At 54.0% G+C, this 22068-nt stretch carries 17 protein-coding genes, 1 tRNA gene and 2 pseudogenes; 8 read left to right on the top strand and 12 right to left on the bottom strand.

Annotated elements, in window-relative coordinates:
• Nucleotides 1-191: 191 nt before the first annotated feature.
• Entirely contained in the window at nucleotides 192-1445 is a 1254-nt protein-coding gene (locus AS136_RS01315; RefSeq protein ID WP_023323266.1) for a nucleoside permease, read from the top strand.
• Nucleotides 1446-1488: 43 nt separating this feature from the next.
• Here AS136_RS01315 and AS136_RS01310 read toward each other — a convergent pair whose 3' ends face one another.
• Nucleotides 1489-3627 (bottom strand): ornithine decarboxylase, encoded by a 2139-nt coding sequence (locus AS136_RS01310; protein ID WP_008806477.1) that lies wholly within the window; start codon nucleotides 3625-3627, stop codon nucleotides 1489-1491.
• A gap of 419 nt (nucleotides 3628-4046) precedes the next feature.
• On the opposite strand from AS136_RS01310, the gene AS136_RS01305 reads away from it, so the two are divergent.
• Nucleotides 4047-4760 carry a DUF554 domain-containing protein gene (locus AS136_RS01305; protein WP_008806478.1) on the top strand — a complete coding sequence of 238 codons (714 nt, stop codon included), beginning with the start codon at nucleotides 4047-4049 and terminating at the stop codon, nucleotides 4758-4760.
• A 105-nt stretch (nucleotides 4761-4865) separates the two neighbouring features.
• Nucleotides 4866-4941: transfer RNA gene (locus AS136_RS01300), tRNA-Phe, on the top strand.
• Between the two features lie 223 nt (nucleotides 4942-5164).
• Here AS136_RS01300 and AS136_RS01295 read toward each other — a convergent pair.
• The 9 genes and pseudogenes from AS136_RS01295 to AS136_RS01255 form a co-directional block, all read right to left on the bottom strand.
• Nucleotides 5165-5758: a site-specific integrase gene (locus AS136_RS01295; RefSeq protein ID WP_074158321.1), complete on the bottom strand. Its 594-nt coding sequence runs from the start codon at nucleotides 5756-5758 to the stop codon at nucleotides 5165-5167.
• Nucleotides 5759-6353: 595 nt separating this feature from the next.
• On the bottom strand, nucleotides 6354-6629 hold the full coding sequence (locus AS136_RS01285) for a hypothetical protein (RefSeq protein WP_023323268.1): 276 nt from the start codon (nucleotides 6627-6629) through the stop codon (nucleotides 6354-6356).
• A 51-nt stretch (nucleotides 6630-6680) separates the two neighbouring features.
• Nucleotides 6681-7250: a hypothetical protein gene (locus tag AS136_RS01280; RefSeq protein WP_023323269.1), complete on the bottom strand. Its 570-nt coding sequence runs from the start codon at nucleotides 7248-7250 to the stop codon at nucleotides 6681-6683.
• A 55-nt stretch (nucleotides 7251-7305) separates the two neighbouring features.
• Nucleotides 7306-7787: pseudogene (locus AS136_RS01275) on the bottom strand (TIGR03747 family integrating conjugative element membrane protein); the annotation flags it as partial.
• A 317-nt stretch (nucleotides 7788-8104) separates the two neighbouring features.
• Nucleotides 8105-9253 carry a DUF3322 domain-containing protein gene (locus AS136_RS01270; protein WP_008806483.1) on the bottom strand — a complete coding sequence of 383 codons (1149 nt, stop codon included), beginning with the start codon at nucleotides 9251-9253 and terminating at the stop codon, nucleotides 8105-8107.
• Complete coding sequence (locus tag AS136_RS29255; protein ID WP_219995343.1) at nucleotides 9254-10600, bottom strand: SbcC/MukB-like Walker B domain-containing protein; 1347 nt, start codon at nucleotides 10598-10600, stop codon at nucleotides 9254-9256.
• 1740 nt (nucleotides 10601-12340) lie between these two features.
• Nucleotides 12341-12544, bottom strand: a pseudogene (locus AS136_RS29250) (ATP-binding protein); the annotation flags it as partial.
• Nucleotides 12541-13290, bottom strand: a complete 750-nt coding sequence (locus AS136_RS01260) for a DUF4194 domain-containing protein (RefSeq protein WP_008806485.1) — start codon at nucleotides 13288-13290, stop codon at nucleotides 12541-12543. The gene AS136_RS01260 and the pseudogene AS136_RS29250, both read right to left, overlap by 4 nt.
• 5 nt (nucleotides 13291-13295) lie before the next feature.
• A complete protein-coding gene (locus AS136_RS01255; RefSeq protein WP_071983235.1) occupies nucleotides 13296-14792 on the bottom strand; it encodes a DUF3375 domain-containing protein in 1497 nt (498 codons plus the stop codon).
• Between the two features lie 865 nt (nucleotides 14793-15657).
• Between AS136_RS01255 and AS136_RS01250 the strand changes: the two genes are divergently transcribed.
• Nucleotides 15658-17034 (top strand): pyridoxal-phosphate dependent enzyme, encoded by a 1377-nt coding sequence (locus AS136_RS01250; RefSeq protein WP_023323272.1) that lies wholly within the window; start codon nucleotides 15658-15660, stop codon nucleotides 17032-17034.
• Between the two features lie 11 nt (nucleotides 17035-17045).
• The gene (locus AS136_RS01245; protein ID WP_008806488.1) at nucleotides 17046-18194 is read left to right on the top strand and encodes a trans-sulfuration enzyme family protein; all 1149 of its coding nucleotides are present in this window, start codon (nucleotides 17046-17048) and stop codon (nucleotides 18192-18194) included.
• On the opposite strand, the gene AS136_RS01240 is transcribed toward AS136_RS01245, so the two are convergent.
• Nucleotides 18195-19106 (bottom strand): LysR family transcriptional regulator, encoded by a 912-nt coding sequence (locus AS136_RS01240; protein ID WP_008806489.1) that lies wholly within the window; start codon nucleotides 19104-19106, stop codon nucleotides 18195-18197.
• A gap of 97 nt (nucleotides 19107-19203) precedes the next feature.
• Between AS136_RS01240 and AS136_RS01235 the strand changes: the two genes are divergently transcribed.
• The 3 genes from AS136_RS01235 (at nucleotide 19204) to AS136_RS01225 (ending at nucleotide 20625) form a co-directional block, all read left to right on the top strand.
• Entirely contained in the window at nucleotides 19204-19806 is a 603-nt protein-coding gene (locus AS136_RS01235) for a short chain dehydrogenase (RefSeq protein WP_023323273.1), read from the top strand.
• A gap of 86 nt (nucleotides 19807-19892) precedes the next feature.
• On the top strand, nucleotides 19893-20237 hold the full coding sequence (locus tag AS136_RS01230) for a hypothetical protein (RefSeq protein ID WP_023323274.1): 345 nt from the start codon (nucleotides 19893-19895) through the stop codon (nucleotides 20235-20237).
• A gap of 199 nt (nucleotides 20238-20436) precedes the next feature.
• Entirely contained in the window at nucleotides 20437-20625 is a 189-nt protein-coding gene (locus AS136_RS01225) for a hypothetical protein (RefSeq protein ID WP_023323275.1), read from the top strand.
• Between the two features lie 196 nt (nucleotides 20626-20821).
• Here AS136_RS01225 and AS136_RS01220 read toward each other — a convergent pair whose 3' ends face one another.
• Nucleotides 20822-22003: an aminotransferase-like domain-containing protein gene (locus AS136_RS01220; RefSeq protein ID WP_023323276.1), complete on the bottom strand. Its 1182-nt coding sequence runs from the start codon at nucleotides 22001-22003 to the stop codon at nucleotides 20822-20824.
• Between the last annotated feature and the right edge of the window lie 65 nt (nucleotides 22004-22068).

The raw sequence follows: 22068 nt of genomic DNA, 5'->3' as shown, positions 1-22068 counted from the left end.
CCCCCCTCTCTTACAGGCCCGGACATCGCACTGGGCCTCTCTTTTTTATAGGACATACTTCGTAATATCTTTTCGATTTTCTGCGGCAGTTAACAGAAGCTTCTCACCCCTGAATGATAGAATCGCATCAAAATAACGGTGGTTATGTTATTTAATAAACATAACAAGCCCACATTCGTGAGGATAAATACATGAATCTTAAGCTGCAGCTAAAAATACTGTCGTTCCTGCAGTTCTGCCTTTGGGGGAGCTGGCTGACCACGCTCGGCTCGTACATGTTTGTCACGCTGAAGTTTGACGGCGCGGCAATCGGCGCAGTGTATAGCTCGCTCGGCATCGCCGCCGTCCTGATGCCAACGCTGCTCGGCATCGTCGCCGATAAATGGATCAGCGCCAAATGGGTATACGCCATCTGCCACCTGGTCGGCGCGTTAACGCTGTATCTGGCGGCGCAGGTCACCACGCCGGGCGAGATGTTCCTTGTGATCCTCCTCAACTCGCTGGCCTATATGCCGACGCTGGGGCTGATTAACACCATCTCTTACTATCGCCTGCAGTCGGCGGGGCTGGATATCGTGACTGATTTCCCGCCAATTCGTATCTGGGGCACCATTGGCTTTATCCTCGCCATGTGGGGCGTTAGCTTCTCAGGCTTCGAACTGAGCCATATGCAGTTGTACATTGGCGCGACGCTGTCGGTCTTTCTGGCGCTGTTCACCCTGACGCTGCCGCATATTCCGGTCGCCAACGCCCAGCGCAATCAAAGCTGGACGGAGATGCTGGGGCTTAACGCCTTTGCGCTGTTTAAAAACAAGCGCATGGCTATCTTCTTTATCTTCTCGATGATGCTCGGTGCCGAACTGCAAATCACTAATATGTTCGGCAACACCTTCCTGCACAGCTTCGATAAAGATCCGCTGTTTGCCGGCAGCTTTATCGTCGAGCACGCGTCAGTGCTGATGTCGATTTCGCAGATCTCCGAAACGCTGTTTATCCTGACCATCCCGTTCTTCCTTAGCCGCTACGGCATTAAGAACGTGATGCTAATTAGTATCGTGGCGTGGATGCTGCGCTTCGGCCTGTTCGCCTTTGGCGACCCGACACCGTTCGGCACTGTACTGCTGGTGCTGTCGATGATCGTCTACGGCTGCGCCTTCGACTTCTTCAACATCTCCGGTTCGGTGTTCGTTGAGAAAGAGGTTCGTCCGGAAATCCGCGCCAGCGCCCAGGGGATGTTCCTGATGATGACCAACGGCTTCGGCTGTATTCTTGGCGGGATGGTGAGCGGCAAAGTGGTTGAGCACTTTACCGTCGAGGGGATCACTGACTGGCAGAGCGTGTGGCTGATTTTCGCCGGCTATTCGCTGGTGCTGGCCTTTGCCTTCGTGGCGCTGTTCAAATACAAACACGTCAGACAACCGACCGCCGCCCAGCAGAGCGCGTGATCGTCAAAAGCAAAACGCCCCGCCTGTTCAGCGGGGCGTTTTTTTATCCCTTCAGCACGTAGCCATACAGCCGCTTAATGCCATCCGGATCCGTCTCGCTGTAAACCCCCTGCAGCTCCGGTGAGAAGCCCGGCAGCATATTGACCCCCTCCTCCAGCGCGAGGAAATAGCGCAGTACTGCCCCGCCCCAGATCTCGCCGGGCACCACGCATAATACCCCCGGCGGATAGGGCAGCGCCCCTTCAGCCGCGACGCGGCCTTCCGCTTCGCTCAGACGCACCAGCTCCACGTTGCCGCGGATAAATTCGCGGTTAGCATCCTGCGGATTCATCACCACGCGCGGGAAGCTCCGTTTACGGAACATCTCCTTTTGCAGGCTCTTCACATCAAAGCTGACGTACAGATCGTGCATCTCCTGGCACAGCTCGCGGAGTGTGTAATCGCGATAGCGCACCGGATATTTGTTGTAGATGGTCGGCAGCACGTCAGCCAGCGGCGTATCCGACTCAATATGCTGTTCGAACTGCCCCAGCATCGCCACCAGCTGCGCCATTTTTTCGGCGCTCTCCGCCGGCGTCAGCAGGAACAGGATCGAGTTGAGATCGCACTTCTCCGGCACGATGCCGTTTTCACGCAGATAATGCGCCAGAATGGTTGCCGGGATGCCAAACTCACTGTACTCCCCACTTTCAGCGTCAATGCCCGGGGTGGTCAGCAACAGCTTGCATGGGTCGACAAAATACTGGTCGTCCGCATAGCCCTCAAAACCATGCCAGCGCGCGTCGGGTTCGAAGCTGAAGAAGCGACGCTCCCGGGCGATCGCCTCGGTCGGGTGATCCTGCCATGGACGCCCCGCCACCACTGGCGGAATAAAGGGCTGGATCATCTTGCAGTTAGCGATGATCGCTTTCCGCGCCTCAATGCCCAGCGCCACACACTCGGCCCACAGGCGGCGGCCGCTCTCACCTTCATGAATTTTGGCGTTGACGTCCAGCGCGGCAAACAGCGGATAGAACGGGCTGGTGGAGGCATGCAGCATAAAGGCGTTATTCAGCCGCTTGTGCGGACAGAAACGCGCCTGGCCGCGCAGATGGTTATCCTTTTTATGGATCTGCGACGTCTGTGAGAAGCCGGCCTGCTGCTTGTGCACGGACTGGGTGACAAAAATACCCGGATCGTCCGGGGTCAGCTCCAGCAGCAGCGGCGAGCAGTCGGCCATCATCGGGATAAACTGCTCATAGCCCACCCACGCCGAGTCGAACAGGATGTAATCGCAGAGGTGGCCTATTTTATCCACCACCTGGCGGGCGTTATAGACCGTGCCGTCGTAGGTCCCCAGCTGGATCACCGCCAGACGAAACGGGCGGGAGGCATTGGCTTTCTCAGGCGCCGCTTCGCGGATGAGATCCCGCAGGTAATGCTCATCAAAGCAGCGCTCGTCAATGCCGCCGATAAAACCGAACGGATTGCGCGCGGCTTCAAGATAGACCGGCGTCGCCCCCGCCTGAATCAGCGCCCCGTGATGGTTTGACTTGTGGTTGTTACGATCGAACAGCACCAGATCGCCGCGGGTCAACAGCGCATTGGTCACGACTTTGTTGGCCGCCGAGGTGCCGTTGAGGACGAAGTAGGTTTTATCCGCATTGAACACTTTCGCAGCGAACTTCTGCGCGTGCTTGGCCGACCCTTCGTGGATCAGCAGATCGCCTAATTTCACGTCGGCGTTGCACATGTCGGCGCGAAAGACATTTTCGCCAAAAAAGTCATAGAACTGACGGCCTGCAGGGTGCTTTTTGAAAAACGCCCCGTGCTGATGCCCCGGACAGGCAAAAGTGCTGTTATCCATCTCGACGTACTGGGTCAGAGTATTGAAAAACGGCGGCAGCAGACGCGCTTCATAATCACAGGCCGCCGCCTCCAGCTCCAGCCACTCCTGATCTTTACCGGCGATCACCGCCTGCACCCCCTCTGGCCTCTCGACCGCCGTCTCACTCAGCAGGTAGACCGGCAGATTAAATCCGCTGCGTCTGAGGAGAGCAAGGATGCCGCTGCGACTGTCCGCCGCGGTGATGACGACTGCCGCCACATCGGTAAAATCGGTACTGTCCAGCGCCACAACGCGACGGTGGGTGGACAAGCGGGTGACCAGCTCGCAGCTGGCGGCAATGTGCATGGATTTCATAAGCGCAAATGCCCGTATCGGGAGTGTAAAAATCTCAGACAAGGAAACCTTGCCCAACGATGTGTCCGGGTCTGACGGATTTCAGCTCCGACCGCCGGACATCAGTAAAAGCAGACGCGTCCGATCTTACTGTTGCCCTACAGTGAGCATACGTGTCCTTCACCGCATGGTGAACAGAGGAGTAAGCGTAGCAAGATGAGGCAGCCCGCGCATCTGTGCGCGACGTCGCTGGCGAGATAATGGCAGTGTCGTCATCGGCGGCCTCATATCAGGGAGGAGAAAATTCGCGCAATCATGGCACCTTTCCCGAACAGGCGCAAGATGAAAACCGTATGCACTTATATCACGGATACACAAGCTTTCACGGCGGGTTAACGTCATAATAATGCGGTTATCAGGGATATTTAACAGGAGTCAGCGTGGTTACAGGACCTTTTATTAACGCCAGCGCGGTGCTGGTCGGCGGTGTGCTGGGCGCCTTGCTCAGTCAACGGTTGCCGGAACGGATCCGCACATCAATGACCTCAATTTTTGGCCTGGCGTCATTAGGCATCGGCATTTTACTGGTCATTAAGTGCGCCAATCTGCCAGTGATGGTGCTGTCGACCCTGGTGGGGACGCTGCTCGGCGAAATATGCAATATGGAAAAAGGCATCAATACGCTGGTCAGTAAGCTCCAGCAGTTGATGTCAGCGAAAGGCAAGAAAAAGGCTTCGGCTCATGAGTCTTATATTCAGAGCTATGTGGCGATTATCGTCCTGTTCTGCGCCAGCGGCACCGGCGTCTTCGGCGCCATGCGCGAAGGGATGACTGGCGACGCCAGCATTCTGATTGCTAAAGCGTTTCTCGACTTTTTCACTGCCACCATTTTCGCCTGCACCCTGGGCATTGCCGTCGCCGCCATCAGCGTGCCGATGCTGCTCATCCAGCTGACTCTTGCGGCCTGCGCGGCGATCATTATGCCGCTTACTACCCCGATGATGCTGGCGGATTTCAGCGCCGTCGGCGGCATGCTGCTGGTGGCCACCGGGCTGCGCATCTGCGGGATAAAAATGTTTGCGGTGGTGAATATGCTGCCTGCGCTGGTGCTGGCGATGCCAATTTCAGCGGCCTGGACGCTGTTTTTTGCCTGAAGACGCGTGCTTTTAGCGCAATGTGGTGATAGATTGTTCAGTCTGCTGCAAAACAGATAAATTTCGTTGACGAGGCGCGGCGATTACGGTTTAATGCGCCCCGTTGCCCGGATAGCTCAGTCGGTAGAGCAGGGGATTGAAAATCCCCGTGTCCTTGGTTCGATTCCGAGTCCGGGCACCACTTATTCAAAGCCGGTTGGTCAGATTTGCAAGATGCAATCCTGACGGACACGAAGGCGAGCCAGTAAAAACACGATGTAACGCTGTTACTTGTTGTTGAAGAAAGGCTCTTGAGAAACAGACTTGTTTGCCGCAAGTCTGTTTTTTCGCGTCTGATATTTGCAAGAAATCTTTTCAATGTCAAATAATGTAAGTATTTGACGCCATTCCTGAAGCCTTCCTCACTACATCAATTCGGTTTCCAGTATATCCCGCAGGCTATCAACACTTTCATCAATGTATTCCAGCGTCGATGTGATGCTGACATGACCCAGCAGTTTCTTCACCGCGTACAAATTGCGCTCAGGTGATTTCATCATGTGGGTTGCCACCGTATGGCGAAACCTGTGTGGCGTGATCGTAAATTTACACTCACGGGACAAGCGCCGGAAGAACGCTCTCAGCGGGTACTCGTTCATCACCTCCGGGTACTTCCTTTTTCTCATCAGGTCAAACCAGCCTACATTAAATACCTGATCGCCCGGCTCCATCCCTACCTCACCGGCTTTTCTCACCAGTTCCTCCAGCGACGGATACAACGATGAGACAATCGGAACCCGATGCTCGCGATGGTATTTCGCTCCCTCAATGTTCAGGTCAATCCACCGTTCCTCAACAGGCACCATGCCCGGGGTTGTGTCATGCGCATGTGAACCTCCGTCAATGCGATTGCATGTACGAAGGAAGAGTGGCGAAAAGCGTCCTGGCGGGCAGTAAGAAAACAGAAGTGGAATATTGAAAATTATGGAAGGGATAAGGCGTGGCGCAGAATGCGCCATCGGGGTTCTTTGCCACCCCAGCGCAAGCAAGCTTGCTCTCCCGGCAAGGCCCGTCTAAAAGCCAGGAAGACGTACAGGCTTGCTATTCTGGTTTTTAGACCGGCTGGATTTAAGTGAGACTCATCGGTAATAACTGAAGGATAGGCTGAAATTAAAAGATATCGTAGCCAACCATAAGACAAAAAACAGCGACCCCGCCTCCTAAATAAGTCAGTATCAGCCGAATCCTCTTTGCAATAACGGAACTGGTATTCGCAGAAAACAAATAGAATAAAATACTCGTTACTGCAAAAAGCCAACCAAAAACACGGAATAGAGTGCCAATCCCATCATATAAAGACCCATATATTCCCATCATACATTCACCCATTAAATTCCATTTCAATTACAACGTAGATAGGTTTCAGAAGTAAAAAACCGACTTAACGTCGGCTTTTACTGTTCCAGTCGAGACTGGTAACTCTGGCCGGTGTGAAGCTGTCCACATCTAACATAATCAGTATACTTATTAATCAACTTTGTATGAAATGGGTATCTAACCCCACCCATTAGAGAATCAACAAAGTTGAGCAAGGCCGCGAGCGCGGCCTTTAAACTATTTGGAAAGAAGCTCGTATCTGGTCAGGTCGCAGATACCTTCAGAGATCGGTCGTGGCTGGCGTGTTGATTTTGCTGAATTCAACAGCACGTTGAAAACTTCGCCTTTTGAAGCGCTAATCTTCTGGCCTTTTGGGGTAGTGAACGTCACTTTTTTGCCATTACGGCCACGGACCACGCTCTCCGTACTCCCATCCTCATGAACCTGCGTCGTTTCTGGCACCTGGAAAAAAGGGGATTCAGGCGCGACTAATTTTCTCTTTCTCGTCACCATACCTAACTCCTTAGTTCGTCGCGTATGTTGTCTTACATTATCGCTCATAAATCACTCACCATCAACTAAAGCAGCGTCACGCCTGAACCAATCAACCAAGTCTGCCGCCGAACGATAGAGGATATCTCTTGAGCCATCGTCAGTAATATCCAGGAAGCCATGTTCTTCAACGTAATAGGCCGCAACCGCCTGATTAATGGGAAACATCAAACGCACACCCGAGCCTTCCGTTTCCAGAAGAAACAAAACAATGGCATAGAGTGCAAACTTCAACATGTTGCCATCAAGAATAGATGGCTGGATCTGAAAATTCTGCAACATCTCAACATTCAGTACACCATCCCCCGGGCAGTATTCACAGATACACGCACCTGCGGGTCGATGACGGGCATCCAGCAACTTAAAACAAAAATTGAAGGCGTTATCGTCTCGCAGCATCGCACCAATTTGATCCCAAGGGAGTTGTCTTTCCTCAGGCATATTCCGCACAGCGGAAATACACCATTCCAAATCCAGTTCGCTCAATAGGCAAGCAACGAGAGGCTTATCAGCCTGTCGGAATAATTCATTTGTTTGCTCGACCGCTACTTCACCAGATTCTCGTATCGTCGGTTCAGGCATTCGCGACTCCATCGCATCAAGAATAAGCCATTATAAATAAATCGATTTTTATACCCTACAAATACTTCTTAAAACTTCCCATCGTCACTGAAATCGCCAGCCCCATCAGCAATGCCGCCGGTAACAGCAACAAGTTCGGATATACCGCGAACAGCGCAGACAGATAGAGCACGCACGGAATATACGCCACAGGCTTCACCACGCGCTTGGCATGATGATAAATAAAGCTCGACTCATAGACCGCACCGTAGCGACGAAGATCGCGTCGTACCATTCCATCCGCGATCTCCTCAATGGCAACCAGGATAAATAACGGCACCGACAGCACCAGAATGGTGACCCGCATCAGAAAGACCAGCGCGTCGCCATCAGGTATTCATATGCAACCTGTAGCGCCTAGGCTCTCCAGGAATTCAGCTCATCCGTAACGCCATTACCGCTTCAAGCAGTCGGTGTCTGAATCGACTGCAACCAGCCCATAAATCCGCTGTTCACAAACAGCCGCTGATAGCCCAGCGCGATCCAGCCCTGTAGGGAAGCGTTATCAGCAACTATTTGGCACAGCCTAAGATTTATATTTTTACAGCATTTAAACTTAAAATAGACATATAATAAATTATCAAACCCACGTATTTAAAATCAGGTTACTGAATTAGCCCACCAAACTTTAAATCCACATTTCAATTTAAAATTCAAAGAGGAGTGACGGCTCAGCATTCCACAAGCGAGAGGTTTGTTTTCGCGGCGCTATATGTTGACCGCCTCCACGTACCACAAAGCTATTACCATTTTAGCACCGGCTTTATTGACAACCTTCAGTAAATACCGACCCCTCCATCGCCAGCTCGATCTCCTTAACTCTCTTTTCTCCACCTAACCAGTTCCTCTCCAACTACCCCCGCAGGCAAAAACTCTTGCTCCAGACGACCACGCGGTAAGCAGGTTAAGTAGCGATAAAAATCGCCTTCTTCATTAAGCAAACCATCGGGTATGGCTTCCTGTGCTTTTACCGGTTCAGGAACGGCGCTTTGGCTGGCATATTGCTCAAACAACTCACGATTCATGAGCAGAACATCAAGCGTCGGACGACAGCGCCTGGCTCTCGCCAGCATCAGTAGCCCCCAGCTATCCATGTCCCCCCAATAGGCAACGCGTTTTTTATCCAGAACAACGCTGGATAACCATTGCACGTCAAGGCCACACCCTAAAACCGCGATAGTGTCAGATAACTCTGGAAGTTGATGCAGACACTGTTCATTTTCAATCATCAGCACACGCGACGCGGGCAATGTCGTTTCCGCCAGTTCCGCTGTTGTCACCCGGCATTTTTTAAAAGGAAGCAAGCCGGGTGATAGCGGCACAACCAAAACCCAGTGGCTGGACTCATCAAAAGCATCAAGAAAGGTGGTTAACCCCTGCTCGCTGGCTTCGCCGGAAAAACGCATATCCAACAGTCGGGTTAATAACGAAATATTATTCTCAATAAATTTGGTATCCACCCCTTGCCCGGAAAGCAGTCTTAGCGGCAGCCCTTTTGCGCAGCCCGGCTCTAATCGGCTGGCCAGCCTGGCAGCGCTGATGATGTCCTGCGAGCCTTTGTTTCGCCAGAGCGAACGATGACTAATCAACAGCGGATGGAAAATGGGATCAACCTGCTCAATAATTCCCTCCAGCAAGCGAAATTCCCGGCTTACCGTCGCATCTGCCGCTGCGTTGATCCAGTCAGAAGGGCCATTCATGATCCAGCGCAATGGCATTGATACCGGTCCGTCGCTCGCCCGATAACTGACCTCTTCCCATTCCACCCGCCCAACCGCGACTTGCCGCCATAACTGCACGTGTTGTAAAACACGCTGAGGCTGCTCTGCGAATATTTTCGCGGAAGGTTTGCCAATGGTCAGACAGAGCGGCCAGTTACCGGGTGGAAGTAAACGCTCGGCCCGGAGCTTTGCGTTATCCCACTGCCGGGCAAGCTTTTCACGCAGTTCATCAGGAGAATACATTTACGCGTTCTCCCGTCGTCGGGAGTGTTGTTCAAGTTCTTCCCAGCTCAGCGAAGCCATATTTGAATCCTGACCGCGCCGGTGGACGACAATCGCCGACCGGGTATGGTCACGCAACAGGCGCATTTCCTTATTGGGGGTGATAAATACTGCATGTAAGCCAAATTCTCTGAGCGCGGCGATGATTCTGCCCGCCACGGCATGAGAGCTGCGGGAGAATGCTTCATCAAGGACAATAGTGCCGAAAAGCGGATAACGACTCCCCGCAGGACAAAGCGCATAGCTAAGTGATGCGGTCAATACGTAAGACGCGATAATCTCTTTTTCTCCACCGCTACCGCCCTGCGAGCCAGTACGCGACTCAATCACATTACCACTCTGGCGATCCATCACCGACACGGCGAACTCCAGACGAAAACGGGGATCCAGCAGCGCTTTCGCCCCCAGGGTACGGTTTCGTTCACAGGCATCCCGCAATTGCGCCACCAGCACCTGCAACGCCTTATAATGGCTCTCGCCGTTATCATCAACAAACCGAGCTGCATTTAGCTGACGCTGCGCTTTTTCAAGCGTGCGCAGGCTTTCATGGACAACTTTTTTGGTATCCAGACGCAGGTAGCGATCCGGCTGAAAATCGACCCTAAACATGGTTTCATTGAGTTCGCTGAGTCGCGCTTCAATCACCAGCACCTCATGATCGATATGGCTGAGCAGTTGCGTTACGCCGTCGTCAGATGAACGGTTCAAATAGTCAAGAAAGCGGTTGAGCTTTTCCGGCAGGGCTTCTTCGGTCAGTTCCTGCAAACGCTGTAAATAGACAGGAATATCGTCCAAATCAGCCCCTGCCTCAACGAGCGCCCCAGTATCCACACGTTTGGCTTCAGACATACGTTTGGTCAACTCAATGTTCAGTCGATGCAATTCACCTTTAATACCCTCAATTTCTTGTTGAATTCCCCGCTCATGTTGACGTTCCAGATCGCGAATGTCAGGCAGTTGAACCAGAGCCACCACAGGAAAATGTGACGCGCACAACTCTCGCTCTTCATCCTGCATACCTTTTTGCGCAGTTTGCTGGGCCTTACGTTCTGCTGCCCGGGCTGAGGTGAGTTCTGTATCCAGCCCATTAGTGACTTTATTGGCGGCTCTGAGCTGCTTATCGAGTTCAGATTCAACCGTTTGAGCCTCATCAAGTTTTGCTTTCGCTACACTGGCGTCAGAATCCGGGCGGATCAGATTCTCCAGCCGCTCCCTGAGCGCGTCCAGTTGGCTCTTTGCGCCGGGAACATCGATGCTATCGTAATCAATTTGTTGTATTTTCTGGAATGAAATGGCCTGATTTTGCAAAACCCCCACCTCGCCTTTCGCAAACTCAAACGCTGCGTTTGCGGTTTTAACCTGCTCCTGAAGGGCGGCGATTTCTTTGGCAAGGAAGTTCAGGCGATCGCGGTTATCGAATCCCGTTAGCCAGTCTTCATCAAGACGTTTCTGATCCTGTTTGTCATAGAAACGCTGTTTACCAGACATTAACCCCTGCACCGTCATAGCATGAGGTGTGTCACGCAGTTGTTCAGGGCTGTCAACACAATGCCTGTCGTTTTCGGCCAGTAATGCTTTGACGGCCTCTCGCCACGGATGATCTTTCCACAACAGCTTACGGGTAAAACCATCATCAAAAAACCTGGCGGGAGAGTGCGGTAATTTGACCTCCAGTAGGCGCACGTGCAGACGATTGTTGCGCTGGTTTACCCAGCGAAGCGCTTCCTGTGCAGATTCAGGAGCAACCAGAATACGTAGCCTGTTACTCCCGACAGCGCGCTCAATCGCACCGCGCCATTGCGCCTCTTCCGGTTTAACCTGTATCAGTTCAGCAACGAAAGGCAGTTCAGACTCATCGACGTTCAGCGCTTCTGCCAGCTCGCTGCGAAATGCCTGATAATGGGCGGGAAGGTTAGAATCCGGACGACGCGCGATCTCGGCGCGTTCAGTTTCCCGTTCCCGAAGTTCTTCGGTCATGCGATGGCTGAGCACGCCTTTTTGATACACCTCTTCCTGTTTCAACTTTATATCATCAGCAAACTGCTCACATCGGGCCTCGGCTTCATGCTGATTCGCCTCCAGCTGTGGTTGGCTCAGGTCAGGCGGCAATCCAAGATTGCGGGTCAGCTGTTGATACTGGTGCGCCAGAGTCTCCCGACTGCCGAGCGTTTTTTGCCAGTCCTTGATACGCTCGTTCAGTTCATCAATATTGGCGCCGCCGACCTGGAGATAGCGCTGTAAGCAGTCCGTCACCACTTTTTTCTGCAACTCGAGCTGCGACTGGATCTGTTCTTCGCGAGTCTGTGACTCACCAAGCTCGACTTCAATATGGCTGACCTTTTCTCGCCAGAGCTGGCTTGCCTGTTGTGCAAACCAGATTGGTAACAGCGACTCCAGCGCCTTCCTGTCAGCAAGTTGTTGCTCTTGCTTTTGATACTTATCCCAACTCAGGGCTACAGGTTGCAAGGACTGCTGCTGTTTACGTGCCGTTTCCAGTTCCTGATGGATTTCTGTCAAACCATCAAAACTATTGGCTACTTCCGTCGCGCGATCAAAAGCAGAGTGATCGTCCAGTACCAGCTCGCGGAAAATCTCATCGATACTGTTGAGTTGTTTTAATCCTGCCGCCCGATTTAACAGCGTAAAGGCGTTTTCCCCCACTTCGAAGAAGTCCCGCAGGCGCGCCAGATACTGTTTTTTATTGTTCAGCCAAATCCAGATTCCGGTCGTCTCTTTTTCCATTTGCTTCAACGACCGTGCGCCACCGTCATGCCAGATATTCAGCCAGTGATCCAGCGTCTGTGTAGGGTTATCACTAAACATCCAAAGCTTTTTCAAATCTGCCGCGCTGGAACTGGTGGAATCAAACCACAATAGCGCCCCCAGACGTACCTGCTGCCCTTCACGCTCCAGCGTCGCGGCAATGCCGGTCACGGTTTTCCCCGGTCTGGCAATATGCGATTGCCCCTCCCCGCCATCGCCGGGTCCGGATACACCGCGCACGTAGGAGATAAGATCTCTGTCGCTTTCATGCCCCCCGGTTGAGGCCAGGTTGTAACGGGGATTGGCACAGAGTAGCGTCATTAAGGCATCGACCAGCGTCGTTTTTCCGCTTCCGGTTGGACCAATAACGGCGGTACCTTCCTGATGGATTGCTGCCTGATGCAATCCATGAAAACCGCCCCAGTTGAACAACTCGATACGGGTGAGAATAAAGGATTCCTTTTCAGCCAGACGCGCTATTTGATTCATACGTCCTCCTCACTACTCTCCTTTGCTGACGAATCATCCGGGGAAGTTTGTTGCGTAATTTGTTCCCACAGCCATGCCAGTAATGCCTGAAGATTCATCGGGTCGGCAAGATGAGCAATAATTGGCCGAATCACGATCCGCTCATGCGCATCCGGCGACGTGACCAGCCCATGCCCCTTTAATTGATCCACCAGGGTGAGCAACCGGGTGCGTTCTTTTGATTCGCTGCCCGGATCGCCAAGGTAAATCTGGAGCTGAGGGAGGAGATCGTCGATAGCGATCTGTGCCTGGCTGGCACCAGTTCCACTTTCTTGCTCCCAGGCAACAAAATGCTGGCGCAGTATGGCAACTAATAATGATTGTTCCAGATTAAGCCGTTGCCGCCTCACCAGAGGATGGGACCATTCATCCTGCTCTGGCGTTTCGTCAAGTCTGACTTTGACATACAACAGGCCGCGGATCTCATCAATGCCGATATCCAGATCAAGAGGTTCCAGAATGCGAGTAACCTCTTCAGGATGGGTCAGTACGACACGGTACAGATTGGGTTTACTGGCCTCTTCCAGCAGGCCGTATTTGAGCAATTCCTGAATCGCTTCGCGTATTTTCTTCAGGGTCCGCGTTTCGCCACTGGCCGCACTGTCTTCAACCAACTCATCAGTAATTTCTTCGTCCGATGTTTCTGGTTCACTACCTGCATTTGCAGCGACGCTCCGGTTAATCAGTTTGTCAAAAAAGCCCGCCATACCTGTTACTCCCAATCGATATCCATTAATGCCTGACTTTCCAGACCGGTCGTGGGCAGATTAAATCGCCAGCGGCGACCTTCCCCATCACTAAGTTCAGCAAATTCGCGCTGTGAATCAATAACCTCAATGCCTGCTTCTCTCGCCATGCCAATCCAGACGGCGAAGGTTTCGAGATCGTGAGCCGGGGGCAACAGCGCCGCCAGTTCAGCCAGACCAACGGGGCGATTTTCTTTTGCCAGAAGCTGCAACGTCTGCTGAATCAACGCCTCACGATCAAGGCCATTGAAAGCATCCCAGAAATCATCGCCAATCTGCGTCAAATCCGTCGCATGATTACTGAGATCCAACGTTTGTTCCGCTTCATCATCCACTTCTTTAAAACGTAAACGCTCAATTGCGGGGACTCCCGTCACCGCCACACCAACGGCAGGAAGCGGAACCTCTTGTTTACGAATCATCTGGCGCTGCCAGTCGAGTTTTAACGCCAGATTCAGAAACTCGTTAAGCAGATGACCAACGCGGTGATGTTCAGCAGCAAGCCCGGTTTTCATAAAACCGCGGACATCTCGCTCGCTTCGGGCACGAGCCTGGAGTACGGTTTGCGATTCATCGACCAGGCGTTTAACCAGCCAGCGTAAATCATGACGCTGTAGACGGTTAAGCGCATTGGAAGCAGAAGGATGGCTAAGGATTACGCGCAGTCGCTCGCTCATTGCCGTTAACTCAACTGATTGGCGTAGCTGTTGCTGAAAACTGTCGAAGACTCTTCCTTCAGGGGTATTAAGCAGTGCGTCCTGATCGTTAAGCAAGCGTTCTACGATATCGCCGCGATGATACTGCTCACCAATAATGGATTGGCGAAGCGCACGGTCGGCCTCACGCCAGGAGTCTTCAACGCGACGAAAGTCAGCCCGCAGGCTGGAAGCTAAATTGAAGACCTCTCGAATATGTTCAACCGCCTGATGCGTTTCCAGCACTTCAATATGTCCGGCTTCCGCCTCCTGTAATTCACGCTCCAGTTCAGCAATACGACGACGTAAGGTTGCAACCCGGTTAGCCGGATTAGGATTAAGCCTGGTTTCCAGGTTTTCAATTTCTCGCTGTACGGTAGACAAACGGGAAGCCGTAGAGGTCATGAAACGATTATCCAGCGACTCAACAAACGTAATCGCAACCTCAAGCGCATCGGTGGCGAAGATACGGCCATCCCGTTCGACAATTAAGCGGCGTTTAATCCATTCCCGCAGTTCACGACTGGCCTGAAGAGAGGGATTGTCCTGATTAATGTCATACTGTTCCTGACTCACATGCTCGATGAGCATGCCGGAAAGAGACTGAATCGCGTCCTCAAGGGGGATACCATCATGAGCTTTTTCAAACAACGTTTTCAAGCAACTCAGCACCAACGGGGCACGGCGGGAAGCCAGAAGTATCCATGCGGGATGCTGGTTTTTGGCTGAAATATAATTTTCCGTACGCTGCCTAGTGTTTTCTTCCATATAGCAGAGCCTTCAAAAAGAGAAGCGAAATGCATAAATCACGATAATTCTACATGGCAGAGTTTTAACCTTTCCAAAGATCATTTTGCGACTTTCATCACAACATTCACTCTACCTACTTTCCGCTATTAATGAGGATTTATAAATACATGAGTTACATTTTTGCATCTGTATAAATGGTTGTATACCGATGCGATATTATATAGAAATTCGTACAACCATCTGATTATGAAAGTTGAAATTTGTCAATACTGTTGATAGAAAAGTACTGTATTTCGGAATGATAAGAAAGTTATGATATAAATCAGATAACATCTCATAAGCGTGTGGGCTAAAGCATCCCAGTTCCAATTGTTAATGATTATCGTTGAAAAGAATGTAATTTTTATAGTTCTCATTTAATCGTAAATTCATTTTCATAAAGTACAAATAACGATAAAAAACAAATTATTGGTGGGATACTATCTACCATCCAGATATGTCTACTCCCAACAATGGTCTTTTACTTTTGTGCATCCGGACACTCCATCGAACGACGCTAACACGTGATTCCCTACTGCGCTTTTCTCCTGGCGAGCCAGCTGCCACTTAACGGCGGACACAGGCCCTATTCCCCATAGAATTTTTTCGAAAATACATTTTCAGATATCAGATAACACGCTGATTCAAATCGCCATTTTCTCGCCAAAAGCGGCTAAAAACGCCCTTTTCTGGCAATCGATCCGCCCAGGTGGCTACCCTGCTTTCCCTCCAGATGGCCAAATAGCATCTTATATTCCATTTGACGCTAACAGGCAGATAAATGTTCTTTAAATTACCGTTTTCACAGCTCTACCATGCAAAAATATCTTAAACGAGTGGGTAAATGGTTATGTCACTGTTTCATTCCGTGAGCGACCTGATCGGTCATACTCCCCTGCTCCAGTTGCACAAACTGGATACCGGCCCCTGCAGTCTGTTTTTAAAACTGGAAAATCAGAATCCCGGCGGGTCAATTAAAGATCGCGTTGCGCTGTCGATGATTAATGAAGCCGAGCGCCAGGGAAAACTGGCGCCCGGAGGAACGATAATCGAAGCCACCGCCGGCAACACCGGCCTCGGCCTGGCGCTGATCGCGGCGCAGAAAAATTACCGGCTGATCCTGGTGGTGCCGGACAAAATGAGCCGCGAGAAAATCTTTCACCTGCGGGCGCTGGGCGCGACGGTGCTGCTCACCCGTTCCGACGTCAATAAAGGCCATCCGGCCTATTATCAGGATTATGCCCGCCGCCTTGCCGATGAAACGCCGGGCGCCTTTTATATCGACCAGTTTAATAACGACGCCAATCCGCTGGCCCATGCCACCTCCACTGCGCCGGAGCTTTATCAGCAGCTGGAGGGCGATATCGACGCCGTCGTCGTCGGCGTCGGCTCCGGCGGTACGCTGGGCGGGCTTCAGGCCTGGTTTGCTGAACACTCGCCGAAAACGGAATTTATTCTCGCCGATCCGGCGGGTTCGATCCTTGCCGATCAGGTTGATACCGGTCGCTACGGCGAAACGGGATCCTGGCTGGTCGAAGGGATCGGCGAAGATTTTATCCCGCCTCTGGCCAGGCTGGAGGGGGTGCATACCGCGTATCGCGTCAGCGACCGCGAAGCGTTCCAGACTGCGCGCCAGCTGCTGCAGGTCGAGGGCGTGCTGGCCGGCTCTTCCACCGGCACCTTGCTCAGCGCCGCCCTGCGCTACTGCCGGGCACAAAGCCGTCCGAAACGGGTGGTGACCTTCGCCTGTGATAGCGGCAATAAATACCTGTCCAAAATGTTCAACGATGACTGGATGCGCCAGCAAGGACTGATCGCCCGGCCCGAACAGGGCGATCTCAGTGATTTTATCGCCCTGCGCCATGACGAAGGCGCCACCGTCACGGCCGCGCCGGACGACACCCTGGCCGCAGTCTTTACCCGCATGCGGCTGTATGACATCTCCCAACTGCCGGTGCTGGAGGATGGCCACGTGGTCGGCATTGTCGATGAGTGGGATTTGATCCGCCACGTACAGGGCGATCGCCAACGCTTCTCCCTGCCGGTCAGCGAAGCGATGAGCCGCCATGTTGAAACTCTCGATAAGCGTGCGCCAGAGAGCGAACTGCAGGCTATTCTCGATCGCGGTCTGGTGGCGGTGATCGCTGACAACGCGCGTTTTCTTGGCCTGGTCACCCGCAGCGATGTACTAACCGCCTGGCGTAACCGAGTCGTACAATAAGGAATTTTTTTATGTCATCTATCCACACCCTGAGCGTACATAGCGGAACCTTCACCGACAGCCACGGCGCAGTGATGCCGCCGATTTACGCCACCTCCACTTTTGCTCAGCCGGCGCCGGGGCAGCATACCGGCTATGAATATTCCCGCAGCGGGAACCCTACCCGCCACGCGCTGGAGACGGCGATCGCCGACCTGGAAAACGGCACGCGCGGCTACGCGTTCGCCTCCGGGCTGGCCGCCATCTCCACCGTGCTGGAGCTGCTGGATAAGGACAGTCACCTGGTGGCGGTCGATGATGTGTATGGCGGCACTTACCGCCTGCTGGAAAACGTGCGCCGCCGTAGCGCTGGTCTGCAGGTGAGCTGGGTGAAACCCGACGACCTGAAGGGGATTGAAGCGGCGATCCGCCCCGATACGCGCATGATCTGGGTGGAAACGCCCACCAACCCGCTGCTGAAGCTGGCGGATCTCAGCGCCATCGCCGCCATCGCGCGACGCCATAACCTGATCAGCGTCGCCGATAACACCTTCGCCTCGCCGGCGATCCATCGCCCGCTGGAGCATGGATTTGATATTGTGGTGCACTCCGCGACCAAATACCTCAACGGCCATTCCGATGTCGTCGCCGGCCTGGCGGTGGTTGGCGATAACTCCGAGCTCGCGGAAAAGCTTGGCTATCTGCAGAATGCGGTAGGCGGTGTACTCGATCCGTTCAGCAGCTTCCTGACGCTACGTGGTATCCGTACCCTGGCGCTGCGGATGGAGCGCCACAGCGCGAACGCGCTGCAGCTCGCCGAATGGCTGGAACAGCAGCCGGAAGTGGAGCGAGTCTGGTTCCCCTGGCTGGCCTCGCACCCGCATCATCAGCTGGCGCGCCAGCAAATGGCGCTGCCCGGCGGCATGATTTCGGTGGTGGTGAAGGGTGATGAAGGTTACGCCGAGCGCATCATCAGCAAGCTGCGCTGGTTTACGCTTGCGGAGAGCCTGGGCGGCGTGGAGAGTCTGGTGAGCCAGCCGTTCAGCATGACCCATGCCTCGATCCCGCTGGAGAAACGTCTGGCGAATGGCATCACGCCCCAGCTGATCCGCCTGTCGGTGGGGATCGAAGATCCCAACGATCTGATTGCCGACTGGCAGCAGGCGCTGCGGGAGGAGTGATTATTCCGACGCGCGGGTCATTGTCAGCGCGTCGGCCATTCCCTGCTGAAGATGGGCAATAAACTGCGTCAGCTTCGGCAGGGGCCGACGATCCTGGCGCCAGAGCAGATGCACGGGTCTCGGCTGCGGGGTCCAGGCCTCCAGCACCCGCACCAGGCTGCCGCTGGCCAGCGCATCGGCCAGTAGCACCTCCGGCTGCATCAGCAGCCCGGCCCCGGCGATTGCCGCCTGGCGCAGCGCGTAGCCATCATTGCAGCGTAAAATCGCATCGCGCTTCCAGCGCACTTCCCCCTCCATGCCCGGCAGCCGCCACTCGTTGCGGGCGGTCCAGACCGTATGGGACAGGCAGAGATGATCGGCGAGATCCTCTGGCGTCCCGGGGGTCCCGTAACGCGCCAGATAAGCCGGCGCGGCGCAGATCACCATCCGATACGGCGCCAGATAGCGGGCCACCAGATCCTCCTGATGGATCTCGCCAATGCGGATCGCCAGATCGACCCCCTCATCCACCAGATCGACCATCCGGTTAGTCAGATCCAGTTCCACCCGGACCGCAGGCCAGGCCTGCAGGAAGGTGGCGGTCAGGGGCGCGATCACGCTGGCGCCAAACGAGGTGGGGGCGCTCACCCGCAGGGTGCCGGCGGGCGCCAGCCGCAGCCGCTCGACCGCGCTTTCGGCGATGGAGACCTGCTCCATCACCCGTTTCGCTTCGTCAAAATAGACCCGCCCGGCGTCGGTGAGGCTCTGGCGTCGGGTGTTACGCTCCAGCAGACGCGTCGCCAGCTGGCTTTCCAGCTGGGCGATATATTTCCCGACCATCACCGCCGACAGCCCCAGGCGCGACGCCGCCCCGGTAAAGCTGCCGCACTCCACCACGGCAATAAACGTCTCCATCCCTCGCAGCTTATCCATATTGCTAACCTCTGGTTAGTAATGTTCTAACTTTTAGCCAGTTTATCCGATATTCGTTTTATTAAAGAATAGCGTCTCACCTCATCAGGAGACAGCCATGAAAATTATCGTTATCGGTGCCAGCGGCACCATCGGTCGCGCGGTCAGCGAAGAGCTGAGCCCGAGACATGACGTTATCCGCGTCGGCCGCACCCGGGGAGATTATCAGGTGGATATCACCTCGCAGAAGAGCGTCGAGGCGCTATTTGCCCAAACGGGCGAAGTAGATGCGATTGTCTCCACCACCGGCAATCTGCACTTTGGGCCGTTAAGCACCATGACCGACAGTCAGTTCAACCTCGGGCTGCAGGACAAGCTGCTGGGGCAAATTCGCCTGGCGCTGATCGGGCAGCATTTCCTGCGTGACGGCGGGTCGATTACTCTGGTCAGCGGTATTGTCGCCCAGGAGCCCATTGCTCAGGGCGTCAATGCCACGACGGTCAACGCCGGTCTGGAAGGCTTTGTGCGCGCCGCCGCCTGCGAACTGCCACGCGGGATCCGCATCAATCTCATTAGCCCCACCGTGCTCAGCGAGTCGCTGGCGGCCTACGGCGACTTTTTCCCGGGCTTTGCCAGCGTCCCCGCCGCCGCCGTGGCGCAGGCCTATCGTCGCAGCATTGAAGGCGTTCAGACCGGCCGCATCTACCCGGTCGGCTACTAGCCTGCGCCGGCCCGCCGGGGCCGGCGCTTACATCAGGCCGTCATTGCAGGTACACTGACGGCTGATTGTCTCCGACCGAAAAACTGATGTTGAAAAAATTACCTTTTATTATCCCGCTTTTGGCGCTTATCGCGCTGCTGGTCTGGTGGTTCACCCCGCATTACACCGCAGATGAAGAAGCCTACTACCGGGCAGTCTTTTGCATGATCGATCATGACGACAGCCGCCAGTTCCTCCACGATATGCAAAATATCGTCGAAGGGGGAAATTCGGACTATGCGTTGCATAAAACCCATTACCTGCCGGCGCTGGGGCAGCGGATGCTGGACACCTGGCGCCAGCTCAGCGCGCAGGAGCAGCAAACACTGGGCGAAGATCGGCAGCGCTGTGGCGAGATATTGCGCGAAAAACAGCAGGAAAAATCATCCTGATGGGGGGCGAAATCGCAGTATATCTTCAGCGTCGAATGAGATTTTGCTGTTGGTAGCCAGATGACCGCCATAAAACACCCTGCCATTGCGGGGCCGCGATATGACGTTTTTTTCTGCTGCGACATACTATAAAAAGTAGTTGATCTGGTACGAACTAACTCTTATTTTGCTTCTCAGTTTTCAAAATGAGATAAAACTGATGCCAGTCATTATTGCCAATAGTATTAAAGAAGCCAACACATTGATTAACGGTGGGAAATACAGGGAAATTATTCTCAACTTCGATATTGATGCCGATGACTTTTTCTCTCTCGCCAGCCATTCTGCTGGGACAAAAATCTCCATCTCCGACCGAAACGATCGCTCTCCGGTAAAATCAGAAAAATAATTAACCCGCGAGGGACATTTATGTGGTTGTTTATTGGCACCTTTGCGGTTGCTTTTCTCGCATCGCTGATGCTGGTCTGGCTGGATGACCGGATCGCCGAGACAGATTGACCCTGGCGCTGGACGCTAACGTCAGTTCCTCCCGCTCTCGCCGCGAAGGGCTGTGCGCCGTCGTTACGCGGCGCACAGCAGAGTCATTACAGGGAGGCCGCCAGCCGCTCAACGGCCGTCAGCAACCCGGCCTCAGACACCGTGGAGTAGGAGAGACGCAAAGTACGGGTATCCGGCTTATCGTGATAGAACGCTTCGCCAGGAACGTAGACTACGCCGTTTTCCAGCGTTTTCTTCATCCATTCCATGGTATCGAACGGATAGCGGAAACGCGCCCACAGGAACATGCCACCCTGCGGGCGGCTGAATTCCAGGTGCTCGCCAAGGCGGCTTTCCAGCGCGTCGGCCAGCGCCACACACTTCTTGCGGTAGTCTTCGCGAATCAACGCAATCTGGTTCTCCAGCCGGTTCATGCCAAGGTACTCCGCGGTGATCACCTGCGACAGCATATTGGTATGCAGATCCGCCGCCTGCTTGACGATCACCGTCTGCTGCGCCAGCCAGTCCGGCATCACGACCCAGCCGATGCGCATCCCCGGCGCGAGGATCTTCGAAAAGGTCGAGGTGTAGACCACCTGATCTTCACAGCCCAGCTCAACCGCGTGCTGATAGAGCGGGCGTCGAACGGCGTCAGTGAAGCTAATTTCGCCATAGGGATCATCTTCCAGAATGACGAAGTCATATTTTTTCGCCAGCTCAACCAGCCGGCGACGACGCGTCTCGCTCAGCGTTTTGCCGCCGGGGTTGCCGAACGTCGGCACCAGATAAACGGCTTTGACGCGGGTGGTCTCCAGCAGGTCGGCCAGCTGATCCACCAGCATCCCGTCATCATCGGTGTCGACGCTGAGGATATTGGCCTGCGCCAGCTGAAACACCTGCAGCGCCGCCAGATAGGTGGGACGTTCAACGACGACTGTGTCGCCCGGATCGAGCAGCGTACGGGCAACGATATCCAGCGATTGCTGCGAGCCGGAGGTGATATAGACCTGGGCGGGAGAACAGGTCACGCCACGGGCGTGGCAGATTTCACTCACCGCCTGACGTAGCGGCGGGTAGCCCTCCGTCAGACCGTACTGGAATGCGTCATGAAAACGTTCGCTCATCACCTTCTGCACCGCCAGCTCCAGGCCTTCGGTATCAAACAATTCCGGGGCCGGAATGCCGCCGCCAAGCGAGATCACGCCGGGCAGTTTACTGTGCTTGAGAAGTTCGCGGACGGCGGAGGGCTTGAGTTCACCCGCGCGGGCGGCGAGACGCCGATCGTGCATACTATTTTCCTTTTCTGTCTTGTTGTTGTGTTAATTATCTTCGCTTCGTTGCAGGTGTTCCCCGG

Source organism: Klebsiella sp. D5A, from assembly GCF_001620885.1.
Lineage (GTDB): Bacteria > Pseudomonadota > Gammaproteobacteria > Enterobacterales > Enterobacteriaceae > Klebsiella > Klebsiella variicola.
Note: the sequence above shows the minus strand (reverse complement) of the source record. Positions and strands in the feature narration are given on the sequence as shown.

Excerpts from the sequence above, each read along its gene's own strand:
- AS136_RS01315 (WP_023323266.1), top strand. The coding sequence starts at position 192 with ATGAATCTTAAGCTGCAGCTAAAAATACTGTCGTTCCTGCAGTTCTGC.
- AS136_RS01310 (WP_008806477.1), bottom strand. The coding sequence starts at position 3,627 with ATGAAATCCATGCACATTGCCGCCAGCTGCGAGCTGGTCACCCGCTTG.
- AS136_RS01295 (WP_074158321.1), bottom strand. The coding sequence starts at position 5,758 with ATGGCGCATTCTGCGCCACGCCTTATCCCTTCCATAATTTTCAATATT.
- AS136_RS01285 (WP_023323268.1), bottom strand. The coding sequence starts at position 6,629 with ATGGTGACGAGAAAGAGAAAATTAGTCGCGCCTGAATCCCCTTTTTTC.
- AS136_RS01280 (WP_023323269.1), bottom strand. The coding sequence starts at position 7,250 with ATGCCTGAACCGACGATACGAGAATCTGGTGAAGTAGCGGTCGAGCAA.
- AS136_RS01270 (WP_008806483.1), bottom strand. The coding sequence starts at position 9,253 with ATGTATTCTCCTGATGAACTGCGTGAAAAGCTTGCCCGGCAGTGGGAT.
- AS136_RS01260 (WP_008806485.1), bottom strand. The coding sequence starts at position 13,290 with ATGGCGGGCTTTTTTGACAAACTGATTAACCGGAGCGTCGCTGCAAAT.
- AS136_RS01255 (WP_071983235.1), bottom strand. The coding sequence starts at position 14,792 with ATGGAAGAAAACACTAGGCAGCGTACGGAAAATTATATTTCAGCCAAA.
- AS136_RS01250 (WP_023323272.1), top strand. The coding sequence starts at position 15,658 with ATGGTTATGTCACTGTTTCATTCCGTGAGCGACCTGATCGGTCATACT.
- AS136_RS01245 (WP_008806488.1), top strand. The coding sequence starts at position 17,046 with ATGTCATCTATCCACACCCTGAGCGTACATAGCGGAACCTTCACCGAC.
- AS136_RS01240 (WP_008806489.1), bottom strand. The coding sequence starts at position 19,106 with ATGGATAAGCTGCGAGGGATGGAGACGTTTATTGCCGTGGTGGAGTGC.
- AS136_RS01235 (WP_023323273.1), top strand. The coding sequence starts at position 19,204 with ATGAAAATTATCGTTATCGGTGCCAGCGGCACCATCGGTCGCGCGGTC.
- AS136_RS01230 (WP_023323274.1), top strand. The coding sequence starts at position 19,893 with ATGTTGAAAAAATTACCTTTTATTATCCCGCTTTTGGCGCTTATCGCG.
- AS136_RS01225 (WP_023323275.1), top strand. The coding sequence starts at position 20,437 with ATGCCAGTCATTATTGCCAATAGTATTAAAGAAGCCAACACATTGATT.
- AS136_RS01220 (WP_023323276.1), bottom strand. The coding sequence starts at position 22,003 with ATGCACGATCGGCGTCTCGCCGCCCGCGCGGGTGAACTCAAGCCCTCC.